This window comes from Dyella caseinilytica (assembly GCF_016865235.1).
Classification (GTDB): Bacteria; Pseudomonadota; Gammaproteobacteria; order Xanthomonadales; family Rhodanobacteraceae; genus Dyella_B; species Dyella_B caseinilytica.
The window spans coordinates 12,117-24,495 of record NZ_CP064030.1; the positions used below are offsets into that span (position 1 = coordinate 12,117).

Below are 12,379 nucleotides of genomic sequence, written 5' to 3' on the forward strand. Positions count from 1 at the left end.
CAAGTCTACGCAAACGCTCCGGAATTCGCAGAAGTCAGACGCGTTCGGCCTGACCTCCGTATCAGCGCAGCAAATCGGGGTGCTGGCGCTGCACATCCACTATCAGTTCGCCAAACAGCGTATTGGCCCAGGCAAACCAGCTGCGGGTGAAGTGCGATGGGTCGTCCTGATCGAAGGCTTCGTGCATAAAGCCCATCCCAGCGTCAGTGTCGCGCAGCCACATCAGGCATTGGCGGATCTGCGCAGGATCTTGGCTGGTTTGCGCGTACATCATGATCGACATCGGCCAGATCATACGCAGGCCTTCGTGCGGGCCACCGATGCCTTCGGCCGCGCGACCGCTGAAGAAGTAGGGGTTTTGCGCGCTCCAAACGCGGTCGCGGGTGTTCTGGTACAGCGGGTCGTTACGATCGCAGCAGCCGAGGTAGGGCAGGCCAAGCAAGCTGGGTACGTTGGCATCGTCCATGAACAGCTGGTTGCCGATGCCGTCAATCTCGTAGGCCCAAAATTCGCGGCCGTCAGTGTCGCGCATGCGGCCATCCTTGTTGACGGCCTGCTCCACTTCGTTCGCCAACGCATCGCAGTCGGCAGCGAAATCGGTGTCGTGGTGGATCGCGCGGCTCATCTGCGCGAGCTGGCGCAAGCTCAACACCGCAAATAGATTAGCGGGAACAAAGAGCGGGTAAACGCAAGCATCATCCGAGGGTCGGAACATGGAATGGATCATGCCATTGGGCCGCGTCGGGTTGCCGTAGCCACCAAGCATTTGCGTTTCCGTGGGAACGTCGGAGGTGCGTTGGAAGTGATACGGACCGTGGTCGTGCTTGCGCTGCTGCTCGCGGAAAGTTTTCAGCACGAGATGCATGGCGGCGCGCCAGTCGTCATCGAAAGGTTTGACGTCGCCGGTGGCTTGCCAGTAGCCATGTGCGAGGCGGATTGGGTAGCACAGCGAATCGATTTCCCATTTGCGCTCGCCGACGCCGGGCTTCATGTCCGTGGTATCGTGACGCGCCCATTCCAGCGGCTGCGCATGCGGATCGGGCATGAAAGCATTGGCATACGGATCGATGCGGATGCAACGGGCCTGACGTTGGATCAGTCCGTGAAACAGCCGCTGCAGCCCGGAATCATGCTTGGCCAGCGGTACGTAGGGTACAACTTGTGCCGAGGAATCGCGCAGCCACATGGCATCGATGTCGCCGGTGATCACGAAGGTATCGGGCTTACCATCCAGCGTGCCGAGTTCGACCGTGGTGTCCAGCGTGTTGGGATAGCAGTTCTCGAACATCCACGCGAGCTTGGGATCGCCGATGGATGCCTTGACGGTGGCGAGCTGGCGCTCAACCGCCTGGCTGACGAATTTGCGCTTGGCAACAGGAGGGCGCTTGCTGATGTAGGTGGATGCATTTTGCGCGACAGACAGCCGGGGTAATGCGCCGACAAGACTTGCGCTGGCGGTGAGGCCGGACCATTTCAGGAAATCGCGGCGTGTTGGCATGGGAATGATCGTCCTGTTTGGTCGGAGCGTGTGCTTTTCTTCCTCTCCCTTTCGGGGGAGAAGAAGTTATTTCGGCATCAATGAGTATTAACGGCCATCACATCGGCGAGATCCTGCACCTGCAGAGCGTGCTGCAACTGTTCAAGCGAAGCCTTGCTATGCACGGTCAAGGTCATGCTCTGGCCTGGCAGCAGATCAAACGCGTTATCCGATAAATTGGCATCGAGCTGACCGAAGGACACCCACACGTCGCGAGCAAGCTGATCGGTGCTCAACGTCACCGTGTAACCCTCTGCGCCCGCTGCAAGCTTCGTCTGAATATGCGGCGCTGGCAGCTGCAGGTTCTTGGCTTCGTCAAAGAACACCAGGTTCTGTGAAACCGTCTTGTCGCCGTCCAGGAGTTCGAACACCGCAAAGGCCGCATGCGGATTGGCACCGTTGAGCAGCTGTGCGTCGGTATATGTCGCCACCTTGCTGCTGGCCAGTGCGGGCACGGTGGCTGCCTCTTCGTGCGTGCTCAGCGTCTTGCCGGAGAAATCCATCACGCGCATGCGCCAATGCAGATCAGACGGCGTGGTGCGGTCGGAAACCAGGGATACCGTGGTCTGCCCATTGTTGCGCAACGCGGCGATCAGCAACGGTGCATAGAAACGGCGGGCATGGAACTGCAACGCCTTCCAGCGCCCGTAATAGTCGATGCTGGCCCATGACGCACCGGGCCATACATCGTTGAGCTGCCAGTACAGCGAACCCATCGCCTGCGGGCGCGAGGCGCGCAGGTGTTCGGCGGCGAGCTGGATGCCGTGTGCCTGCATCACTTGGCTCAGGTAGACGAAGGAGGGGAAATCCTTGGGATCGCCGTAACTGCGCGTGATGTAGAGCATCAAACGCTTATTACCGTTGCCGCTGTCGTATTTCTGGTGATCGCGCATCACCGGCGATTCGGGCTGCAGGTCACCCGGTTCGGCAAAAGCATGGATGGTGCGCATGTCCGGGAACGACTGCAGGCCGTATTCGGATTGGAAGCGCGGCGTGACGTTGAGGTATTCCTCCACCGGCTTCGCCTCACCCGACCACACGTTCCAGTAGTGGTAGTCGCCGTTATCGAGCACGTTCGCCGGACCTTCGAAGTCGGTGCTGGGCGTGCTGGCCCAGTAAGGCACATCGCGGTCGTATTGCGTGACCACGTTGCGCAGCACGTTGCCGAAGAGATTGACCATGCCCGTGACGATCTGGTCGCGCTGGTCGGGCGGGAGGCTGGCGGCGAACTTCACGCGGTCGGTCCAGGCTTCCCAGCCCGTCTGCACTTCGTTATTGCCGCACCACAGGACAATGCTGGCGTGATCGCGCAGGCGTTTCACCTGTTCGACTGCTTCTTGCCGCGTGTTCTCGACAAAGGCCACATCATTCGGTGGAATCGCGCCGCCGAACATGAAGTCCTGCCACACCATCAGGCCGAGTTTGTCGGCCATGGTGTAGAACGAGTCCGGCATGTAGTAGCCGCCGCCCCAGATGCGCACCATGTTCATATTGGCATCGTGTGCCGATTGCAGCACCTGCTGCATCTGCGCATCGGTGGCGCGCGTCGGGAAGCTGTCGAACGGAATCATGTCGGCGCCCTTGGCGAACACCGGGATCCCGTTGATGACGAAGGCGAAGCCTTTACCCCACGCATCCTTGTCGCGTCGCAGTTCGATGCTGCGCAGGCCGACGTCGTGCGCGGCGCTATACACCTCGTTGTTGCTATCGCGGATGCTGGCCTTGAAGGTGTACATGTCCGGCGCGCCATAACCGGCGGGGAACCAGCGGCGCGGATGAGCAATGCGCAGCGGCAGGCTGATCGTCTGATGGCCGCTGTCGACCGTCACATCCTGTTCGACATGCGCGGCGGTCTGACCATCCGGCCCGATGGCGTCGATGCTGACGTGTACGGTCTTGCTGGCGTCGGCATCGATATCGAATTGCGCCGCTACCTGTGCGGCCTCGGCGCTGACGTAGTTCTGTGCGACGTGGAAATCGTCCACGCGCAGTTGGTTCCAGCTGTCCAGATGAACCGGCTGCCAGATGCCTTCGGTGACGATGCGCGGACCCCAGTCCCAGCCGTATTGATAAGCGGCCTTGCGCACATAGTTCGAAGTCTGCTTGCCCTTGGGTTCATCGCCGAAGGCGGAATCGAATTCGCCGGGCAAGGCATAAGGTTGCTTCAACAGCCATGGCAGCAAGCGTTCGATCGGCGAATACAGACGCACCTCCAGCGTGTTCTTGCCGTCGCGCAGTGTGTCTTTTACCGGAACACGCCAGCGTCGGAACATGTTGTCGGCGGAAGCGAGTTTGTGTCCGTTGAGATAGACATCGGCAAACGTGTCCAGGCCGTCGAACACCAACTCGACGTGATCGCGCTGCAAGGTGGCCTTATCGACTGTGAAGGTGGTTTCGTACTGCCAGTTGGTCAGGCCGACCCACTGCACCTTGGCTTCGTTGTCGCGGTAATACGGATCGGGCAGTAGCTTCGCGGCGAGCAGATCGGTCTGCACCGTGCCAGGTACCGCCGCCGCATGCCAATGCGTCGCATCGCGATGATCTTTGGCATGGCTGTCGTCACCGGCCATGCGGAACTGCCAGCCGCTGTCGAGCGATTGCGTGACGGTCTGCGCCTGGGCTGTGCCCAGTGCAAGCGGCAGCAGTAACGAGAGAAGGGCCAGTTTCAGTGGGTACGCTGCCGTGCGTGCGCCGGTCGAGCTGATTCGTTCAAGCATGCTGCTCAGCCATGGTGATGGTTGGTTGCCGTTCGCGCCATGGCATGGGTTGCCATGGCCGCGCCCCTGGAGATCGACGTCATGAATTTAGATCGATCTATATCACTCGAACACTAGCAGTTGCCAAGGGCAAGGTGCATGCCGCACTGCAATAGCTCAGTGCGCCTTCTTTCGGCGTGGCGACTTTTCGCCCCATGTCAGCATCACTTCCCGGATGACGGCAATAAAGGCGCGCAGGCCAGCCGGCACGTGGCGATGGCCCGGGTAATACAGGCATAGACCGGGATAGGCCGGAGACCAATCGCCCAGCACGCGGATCAACCGCCCGGCAGCGATGTGCTCGGCGACGGCCCACTCGCTAGTCCAGATCAAGCCGACACCTTCCAGCGCTGCCTCGATCATCAGATTGTGATTGTCGAGTGTCAGCGAACCCTTGGCGTCGATCTCCTGCTCTTCCCCGCGCTTCTCGAACTCCCACTTGTAGATGGCGCCGCTCGGATAACGGCTGCGCACACAGTTGTGTGCGAGCAGATCGGCCGGCACGCGTGGCTTTTTACGGTTCGCGAAATACGCCGGTGAGCCAACGACTGCGAAACGCAGCGGCGGCGTGCACGGCACGGCTATCATGTCCTGCGGCACATCTTCGGCCGCGCGAATGCCCGCATCGAAACCATCGGCGACGATATCGACCAGCTTGCCTTCGGTGACGATATCCACCTTCATGTCGGGATAGCGACGCATGAACTCGAACACCATCGGCGCAAGCATCATGCGTGCAGCACCTTCGGACGTATTGATGCGCAAGGTACCGGTGGGCTTGTCGCGATAATCATTGATGGCATCCATCGCCGCACCGATCTCGCGCAACGCCGGCTGCACGCGGGCCAGAAATTGCTCACCGGCCTGCGAAAGCGACACGCTGCGAGTGGTCCGATGAAAGAGCCGCACGCCGATGCGTTGTTCCAGCGCCGCGATGGCGTGACTTAGCGCTGACGGCGACATGCCCAGTTCCGCCGCGGCACGGCGAAAATTGCGGTGCACTGACACGGCGACCACCGCATTCAGTTCGGTGAGATTGCTGGCCATTGTGCTAATTCCTGCATCAGTATATGCAAGATTAGCGCGATTGTTTCAACGCTGCATGGCGCCTATGGTGAGTCGTATTGCCCATCAGGATCCCTTTCATGACCAAGACCATGCTTATCACCGGTGCCTCCACCGGGTTCGGCCTGCATACCGCGCAATTGTTCTCCGACCGCGGCTGGAACGTGGTCGCCACCATGCGCACGCCCGCAGCAGGTGCGGAACTGGCCAAGCGCGCCAATGTGTTGGTGACGCGCCTGGACGTGCAGGATCGCGACAGTATCGATGAGGCCATCGCGGCCGGCATCGAACGATTCGGCGGCATCGATGTGCTGGTGAACAACGCCGGTTTCGGGCTGTTCGGCATTTTCGAAGCCACTTCGCGCGAAAAAATCCAGGAGCAATTCGACGTCAATGTCTTCGGCGTGATGGATGTGACGCGCGCGATCCTTCCGCATTTCCGGCAGAAGCAGGCCGGCGTGATCGTCAACGTCAGCTCCGGCGCGGGTGTCTTCGGCTTGCCGATGATTTCGCTCTACAACGCCAGCAAATTCGCCCTGGAAGGTTTTTCCGAATCCCTGTCTTACGAGCTGTCATCGCAGGGAATCGTGGTGAAAATCGTTGAGCCGGGCGGTGTGGTGAGCACGGAATTCGGCACACGTTCCGCTGCTGAAGCGGGGCAATCGACAGCGCCCGAGGACTACGCCAGCTTCGTTGCCGGTGCACTCAAGGTGTTCGAAGGCCTGCGCACAGCGCGGCTGGCCACGTCGGAGGATGTGGCCCAGGTGATCCTCAACGCGGCGACCGACGGCAGCGACCGTCTACGCTATGTCGCAACCCAGGATATCGAGCCGCTGGTCAAGGCGCGCCGCGAAACGTCGGAAGACGCGTATATTGCAATGATGCGGTCGACGTTCCTGCCCACTTCCTGAGCGCGGCACGGTGGAAGCGATATTCGTGCTCGATGCAAACCGGCTCGATGCATACAGGATGATCGTCAGTTCGTTCCACCGGGAATAAATCGCCATTCGGCCTGGCCTCCTTGTATATGAGGATATCCTCATATATCTTGCGGAAAGTTTTCCCCGCATCTGGAGATCAAGCCATGTCCCGCATCGACCTAAACATCAATACCCGTGATGGAAGCTGTCCGGCTTCGCTGTTCACGCCTGCCAGCGGCACGGGTCCATGGCCTGGCGTTATCTTCTACATGGATGCGCCAGGTATCCGTCCGGTGATGTGGGAGATGGCGCAACGCCTGGCCGACCACGGCTACGCGGTGCTGCTGCCAGATCTGTTCTATCGCAGCGGTCCTTATGACGTGATGGTTCCAGCGGAAGTGTTTGCCGATCCGGTCAAGAAAGCGAACCTCATGAAGCTCGTTGGCAGCCTGAACCGGGATGTGACGGTCGCCGATGCAGAAGCTTTCATCGCATGCCTGTCCGAACGTCCGGAAGTGAAGGGCGATCGCTTCGGCGCCACTGGTTACTGCATGGGCGGCAAGCTGGCGCTGCTCGCCGCAGGTGCTTATCCGACGCGCTTCGCGGCGATCGGTGCGTTCCATGCGGGCGGACTGGTTTCAGATCAGCCCGACAGCCCGCATCATTTCCTGCAAGGCATCAACGGCTACGTTTATGTCGCCGGCGCCGATCAGGATTCGCATTTCACGGATGAACAAAAAGTGCAGCTCGAAGCCGCGCTGACCGAAGCCGGTGTGGATCATCGTGTCGAAATCTATGCCGGTGCGCACCACGGTTACGCGGTGCCGGATCATCCCGCCTTCCATGCACAAGGTGCTGAACGCCATTGGCAGGCATTGACCGAGCTTTTCGGCAAAACACTGAACGCCTAAGTGCACGCAAGACGATCGCCGTAACCGCACTTAAATCCGGTGATGCGCGGTCACAGCCGTTTCAGCTTGATCGGTGGACGATGGTGTTCCCTTCTTACGGACACCAGAGGGCTATCTATGAACATCAAGATGAAATTCGGCCTGGCTGCGTTGTCGCTGTCGCTGCTTGCTGGGTGTGTTGTGCCGGCGCAGCCAGATTATGGATATGGGCCAGCGGCGGCGGTCGGACCGGCGCCGGATTGTCCTTATGGCTATTACGACTTTGCGCCGTATAACTGCGCGCCCTACGGTTATTACGGTCCGGAGTGGTTTGCCGGCGGCGTGTTCATCGGCGTGGGTCCCTGGTATCGCGGTCCGGCGCACTTCCGTGGTTATGTCGACAACCGTTTCGATGTGCGCGGCGGCTATCGCGGACCGTTGCCGGGTCGCGGCGAACGTCCGGTGGCGCATCCGGGTTATCGCTTCCAAGGCAACGAGTACCGTGATGGACGCGGTCATATCACGCATTGATCCGCTTTGCCGGGATGCAACACTAGCGAAGGGATCTGCACCTTGGTGCAGGTCCCTTTTTCTTCTTATGTTTGCCCCATTTTGTAGTGACGTCATTCCCGCGAAAGCGGGAATCCATGGTTGCGGCTCACCGAAAGACAATATGGATTCCCGCTTTCGCGGGAATGGCGCCACGGAAGATGTAAAGCCAAGACGGCAAACGTAAGCACTAAAAGGAAAAATCTTCTAAGAAACCGACTCAGGCCAGATGATCGCCTGCGCCACCACCACATGCTCGCCGTTGAACGTTGCAGCAGGCGATCCGTAAAGCTGATAACCCAGATCCAGCGCTTCGGACACGCGACGGCAGAACGTGGCGTCGTCCTTGCCGGTCAGCAGGCGATAGCGCGGCAATCCATCGGGCGGGAGCTTTGGCATGGGGTGTCCTTGTGACACAACTGAGATGTCTAATCAGCAGCGTAGTAAGCCAGAAACATGTCCACGGCCGATTCGGCGACCTGCTTTTGCATGGCGGCATCCAGCGGCGGTTGATCCAGCATGATCTGCGGCCAGAAGGCGAAGCCCTTGATGATGCCTTGCAGCTGGTGCGAGGCGAATACGGGGTCTTTCGCTTTCAATTTGCCTGCGGCAGCGGCGGCGCGTATCCACACGGTAAGGCCTTCTTCGCGTTCGCTCATGCGCGTGACCATGTCGCGGGCACGTTCGGGCGAATGGATGCCGGCGGCGATGGCGACGCGAGCGAGGGATACAAATGACTCGTCGTTGAGCAGGCGAAATTTCTGCGCGATCAAATCCAGCAACTGGTCGCGCAGCGGACGATCGGCGCGATAGGCAAGCTCTTCACCATTGATGACGGTCATCCACAGGTGATGGAGGATCGCGGCGAACAGCTCGTCCTTGCTGGGAAAGTGATTGTAGACCGTGCGCTTGGAGACGCCGGCGCGGGCGGCGATGCGGTCCATGCTGGTGGCGTCGAAGCCGGAGGCCCGGAATTCGTCGATGGCGGCCTCGATGATCGACTGACGCTTGCGGTCAGTCAGGCGCTGGGAGGGGCGGGCGGTGGCAGGCATGGTCCCATTCTACACTGATGGGTTTACTTTTCCCAAAAATAAACTACACTGTGCAGTGTATTTATAAGGGCCGGTATGGCCCTATCCGGAGCCTGTCATGCCTACCTCATCTTCCCGGTTGTCGCGCGCGGCCCAGGCCGGCAAATACCAATCATCGCCGCAGCACCGAGGCGACCGTTTCCAGAATCCGGCTCCGCGCCCGGCGCAGCGTTTGGGCAAAACCCTGCACATCATCTGGAACGCGCTGTTCAATAAACCGTCCGGCACCATGCCATCGGGGCCGTTGCCCATCCAGACCCTCACGCGCGCCCAGTTGGATGCTGCGCCGGATCGCAGTCTGTTCCGGCTGGGGCACTCCACCATGTTGATCAAACTGCGCGGGGCTTACTGGCTCACCGATCCGGTGTTTGCCGAGCGCGCATCGCCGTTCCAATGGATGGGACCGAAGCGGTTTCATCAGCCACCGATCGCGCTGCATGAATTGCCGCCGATCCGCGGCGTGATCCTTTCGCACGACCATTACGATCATCTGGATCGCCAAACGATTGCGTACCTGGCCAATACCACGGATGTGTTCCTGACGCCGCTCGGCGTTGGCGATCGTCTGATCGAATGGGGCGTGGACGCGGCAAAAGTGCATCAATTCGATTGGTGGCAAGGTATCGAGATCGACGGTTTGCGCTTCACCGCCACGCCGGCCCAGCATTTCTCCGGCCGCACGATGTTCGACGGTAACCGTACGCTGTGGGCGTCCTGGGTGATCGTCGATGATGCGTTGCGTGTGTTCTTCAGCGGCGACACCGGCTACTTCGATGGCTTCAAGGCCATCGGCGAGCGGCTGGGTCCGTTCGATATCACGCTGATGGAAACCGGTGCCTACGATGCGCAATGGCCTTATGTACACATGCAGCCGGAGCAGACCGTGCAAGCCCATATCGATCTGCGTGGGCGTTGGCTGATGCCGGTGCATAACGGCACGTTCGATCTGGCCATGCATCCCTGGCAGGAGCCGTTCGAGCGCGTCGTTGCCCTCGCCGCCGAGCACGAGATTCCGCTGTCCACGCCACGCATGGGTGAGCGGCTGGATCTGGCCGCTCCGCATACCGGCGAGCGTTGGTGGCGTCATACCGAGGCGGTATCCCGGGCGCATTGGGAAAGCGCCTTGTCGCTGAAATAAACGCGCGTACCGACGTAGTAAAGGTCCCGGACTGGGTGTATCTATAGCCCAGACGTGTTCGCGTCACCTTGAATGCTGTTGGCAGGAGTCTTGCTTCGCTAAGGCGGAGTATTCAGGTTTCGCGTCAACAACGTCAGGGTCCAGGGATCTTTTATGTCTTTTCGGCGCTACCCGGACTGGGTTTGGCAGTGCATCGGCCTGTTTGCGCTGACGGGCGGCCTGTCGCTGTATTCGATCACGCTGGCGCGCGCGACCCATAGTCCAACCTCGCTGTGGCTGGTCAATGGCGCCATGCTCGGCCTGCTGGTGCGCAAGCCCTTGGCCGAAGCGTGGCCGCTGCTGCTGGCGGGGTTTCTGGGTTTTGTGACCGCCAAGCAAATCCTCGGCGATCCACTCGTCCCGTCACTGTGGCTCGGCGCATGCCATATGTCTGAGGCGTTGCTGGTCAGCACAGCCATCCGGCGCCGGTATCCGGCTATTACACCGGATACGCGCCTTCTTGATCTGGCTAAGGTGGGGCTGATCAGTGCGTTCGTCGCCAGCGGCTTATGTGCGTTCTGCATCACGGCAGTCGCGCATGCGTGGCCGGCAAGCGAGTGGTGGACCAATTTCAATGCGGTCTTTCGCGCGCATTTCGTCGGCATGATCATCGCGGGTAGCACGTCGCTGGTGATCGTCACGAAAGACTGGCGCGGTTCGGCGCCAGGCGGGCTGCCGTGGCGGCTTATTCGCGATCTTCTGCCGCTGGTCCTGATCGCCGGCTGGGCATTCTCCTTCGCGCGCTATCCGTTGCTGTTCATGATTTATCCGCCGCTGCTGTGGCTGGTGTTCCGGCACCGTTTCGCCGGCATGGTGATCGGCATGGCGATCATCGCCCTGATCACCACGGCCGCGACCATGCTCGACATCGGACCCTTCCATATGGCCGGCGGCACTACGCCCGCACTGCGCGTGATGATGGCGCAGGTATTCATCGGCTTCTCCTGCCTGGTCGCGCTGCCGGTGGTGCTGGCGCTGGCGGATCAAGATCGCCTGCAGGCACGTGTGCGCGAGAGTGAGCTGCGTTACCGCATGCTGGCGGATAACAGCGGCGACCTGGTCATGCGCATCCGGCCGAGCGGCGAACGGCAATATGTGTCGCCATCGGTCAAGGAGTTGCTCGGCTGGGAGGTGGACGATTTCATGGTGCCGCGGCCGGACCTGATCCATCCGGATGACCGCGAACGCATCGCTGGTGTGGTTGCTGCCTTGCGCGCGAATGGCGGCGCCGTCACGGCGACGTATCGCTTGCAACACAAGGATGGGCATTACCTTTGGATCGAAGCCTTCGCGCGCCTGGTGGCGAGTCCCGATGACGATGGCACCACGGAAATCATCTACACCGGGCGCGATGTTACCGAGCGCGTGCAGGTCGAGCAGGCGTTGACCGAAAGCCGGGCGCAGCTGAGCACCATCGCCGACAATGTGCCGGCGGTGATCGCGCGTATCGACATGACCGAGCGCTATACCTACATCAACCGCTTCGTCGAGCAGGTGTCGGGCGAATCCCCTGATGACATGATCGGCAAAACGGTGAAGGAAGTACGTGGCGCCCGCGTCTACGAGCAATTGAAGGTTCATCTGCGCAAGGCGTTTGCCGGCGAGTCGGCGATCTTCGAGTACGAAGCCACTTACCGTGGCCGGCTGCTTCAATTTCAGACCCACTACGTGCCGGACCGCGACGCCAGCGGGCGCATGCGTGGCGTCTATGCGCTGACCACGGAAATTACCCATATCAAGAACGTGGAGCGGGAACTGCTGAGGCTCGCGCATCAGGATTCGCTCACCGGCCTGGCCAACCGCCGCTACTTCAACGAGCGCGTATCACTGGTGCTGCGGCAGTCCGCACAGTTCAACATGCCGGTGCTGCTGGCCCTGGTGGATATCGACAACTTCAAATCCATCAATGACTCGCACGGCCATGGCACGGGCGACATGGTGCTGGCCGAAGTCGGCCAATGCCTGCAGCGGCTGGTGCGCGAGGGCGAAGTGGTCGCGCGCATCGGCGGCGATGAATTTGTCGTGCTGTGCTCCAATGTTTCCAATGAAAGCAACGCCAAGGGATTCGTGCATTCCCTGTGGGAACGGTTGCATATGACGGTGGCCGTAGGTACAGGCGATCTGGAAGTGCACATGAGTATCGGCGCCGTGTTGTGCAAAGGCTCCATCTCGGCGGATGTGCTGATGAAGCTGGCCGATGAAGCGCTCTACATGGCCAAGGACGATGGTCGCGATACCTACCGACTGTTGATCCGTAGCCTGCAAGGCAGCGATGAGGTCGGGTCGGTGGCGCACAAGCCAGGGCAGGTGGGCCTCTGACCTGACCGCCGTGCACGCGGCTGGTCGACAAGGAGGGGATCACTACCCATCCCCGTCCAATCGCGGAATACTCGA

General features: G+C 60.5%; 10 protein-coding genes. 5 read left to right on the top strand and 5 right to left on the bottom strand.

Translation table 11 applies throughout. The features are described 5' to 3' along the window. Window positions 1–61: 61 nt before the first annotated feature. The 3 genes from ISN74_RS00060 to ISN74_RS00070 form a co-directional block, all read right to left on the bottom strand. Window positions 62–1,498 (bottom strand): glycoside hydrolase family 125 protein, encoded by a 1,437-nt coding sequence (locus ISN74_RS00060; protein WP_188796159.1) that lies wholly within the window; start codon window positions 1,496–1,498, stop codon window positions 62–64. Window positions 1,499–1,575: 77 nt separating this feature from the next. After that, window positions 1,576–4,254, bottom strand: a complete 2,679-nt coding sequence (locus tag ISN74_RS00065; protein ID WP_188796161.1) for a beta-mannosidase — start codon at window positions 4,252–4,254, stop codon at window positions 1,576–1,578. Window positions 4,255–4,410: 156 nt separating this feature from the next. Then, the gene (locus ISN74_RS00070) at window positions 4,411–5,340 is read right to left on the bottom strand and encodes a LysR family transcriptional regulator (RefSeq protein ID WP_188796162.1); all 930 of its coding nucleotides are present in this window, start codon (window positions 5,338–5,340) and stop codon (window positions 4,411–4,413) included. A 98-nt stretch (window positions 5,341–5,438) separates the two neighbouring features. Between ISN74_RS00070 and ISN74_RS00075 the strand changes: the two genes are divergently transcribed. From ISN74_RS00075 to ISN74_RS00085, 3 genes are all read left to right on the top strand, one after another. Next, window positions 5,439–6,269 (top strand): SDR family oxidoreductase, encoded by an 831-nt coding sequence (locus ISN74_RS00075; protein WP_188796164.1) that lies wholly within the window; start codon window positions 5,439–5,441, stop codon window positions 6,267–6,269. A gap of 173 nt (window positions 6,270–6,442) precedes the next feature. Then, window positions 6,443–7,189, top strand: coding sequence for a dienelactone hydrolase family protein (locus ISN74_RS00080; RefSeq protein WP_188796166.1), 747 nt, complete (start codon window positions 6,443–6,445; stop codon window positions 7,187–7,189). A gap of 117 nt (window positions 7,190–7,306) precedes the next feature. Then, window positions 7,307–7,699 (top strand): hypothetical protein, encoded by a 393-nt coding sequence (locus tag ISN74_RS00085; protein ID WP_188796168.1) that lies wholly within the window; start codon window positions 7,307–7,309, stop codon window positions 7,697–7,699. A 225-nt stretch (window positions 7,700–7,924) separates the two neighbouring features. On the opposite strand, the gene ISN74_RS00090 is transcribed toward ISN74_RS00085, so the two are convergent. Then, a complete protein-coding gene (locus ISN74_RS00090; protein WP_188796170.1) occupies window positions 7,925–8,116 on the bottom strand; it encodes a DUF1737 domain-containing protein in 192 nt (63 codons plus the stop codon). A gap of 29 nt (window positions 8,117–8,145) precedes the next feature. Continuing rightward, on the bottom strand, window positions 8,146–8,769 hold the full coding sequence (locus ISN74_RS00095; RefSeq protein WP_188796172.1) for a TetR/AcrR family transcriptional regulator: 624 nt from the start codon (window positions 8,767–8,769) through the stop codon (window positions 8,146–8,148). Window positions 8,770–8,866: 97 nt separating this feature from the next. On the opposite strand from ISN74_RS00095, the gene ISN74_RS00100 reads away from it, so the two are divergent. Together ISN74_RS00100 and ISN74_RS00105 are read left to right on the top strand one after the other, a co-directional pair. Continuing rightward, window positions 8,867–9,946 (top strand): MBL fold metallo-hydrolase, encoded by a 1,080-nt coding sequence (locus ISN74_RS00100; protein WP_188796174.1) that lies wholly within the window; start codon window positions 8,867–8,869, stop codon window positions 9,944–9,946. A 153-nt stretch (window positions 9,947–10,099) separates the two neighbouring features. Continuing rightward, window positions 10,100–12,304 carry a sensor domain-containing diguanylate cyclase gene (locus ISN74_RS00105; protein WP_188796184.1) on the top strand — a complete coding sequence of 735 codons (2,205 nt, stop codon included), beginning with the start codon at window positions 10,100–10,102 and terminating at the stop codon, window positions 12,302–12,304. Window positions 12,305–12,379: the final 75 nt, after the last annotated feature.

Coding starts and splice junctions, on each gene's coding strand:
- ISN74_RS00060 (WP_188796159.1), bottom strand. CDS start 1,498: ATGCCAACACGCCGCGATTTCCTGAAATGGTCCGGCCTCACCGCCAGC.
- ISN74_RS00065 (WP_188796161.1), bottom strand. CDS start 4,254: ATGCTTGAACGAATCAGCTCGACCGGCGCACGCACGGCAGCGTACCCA.
- ISN74_RS00070 (WP_188796162.1), bottom strand. CDS start 5,340: ATGGCCAGCAATCTCACCGAACTGAATGCGGTGGTCGCCGTGTCAGTG.
- ISN74_RS00075 (WP_188796164.1), top strand. CDS start 5,439: ATGACCAAGACCATGCTTATCACCGGTGCCTCCACCGGGTTCGGCCTG.
- ISN74_RS00080 (WP_188796166.1), top strand. CDS start 6,443: ATGTCCCGCATCGACCTAAACATCAATACCCGTGATGGAAGCTGTCCG.
- ISN74_RS00085 (WP_188796168.1), top strand. CDS start 7,307: ATGAACATCAAGATGAAATTCGGCCTGGCTGCGTTGTCGCTGTCGCTG.
- ISN74_RS00090 (WP_188796170.1), bottom strand. CDS start 8,116: ATGCCAAAGCTCCCGCCCGATGGATTGCCGCGCTATCGCCTGCTGACC.
- ISN74_RS00095 (WP_188796172.1), bottom strand. CDS start 8,769: ATGCCTGCCACCGCCCGCCCCTCCCAGCGCCTGACTGACCGCAAGCGT.
- ISN74_RS00100 (WP_188796174.1), top strand. CDS start 8,867: ATGCCTACCTCATCTTCCCGGTTGTCGCGCGCGGCCCAGGCCGGCAAA.
- ISN74_RS00105 (WP_188796184.1), top strand. CDS start 10,100: ATGTCTTTTCGGCGCTACCCGGACTGGGTTTGGCAGTGCATCGGCCTG.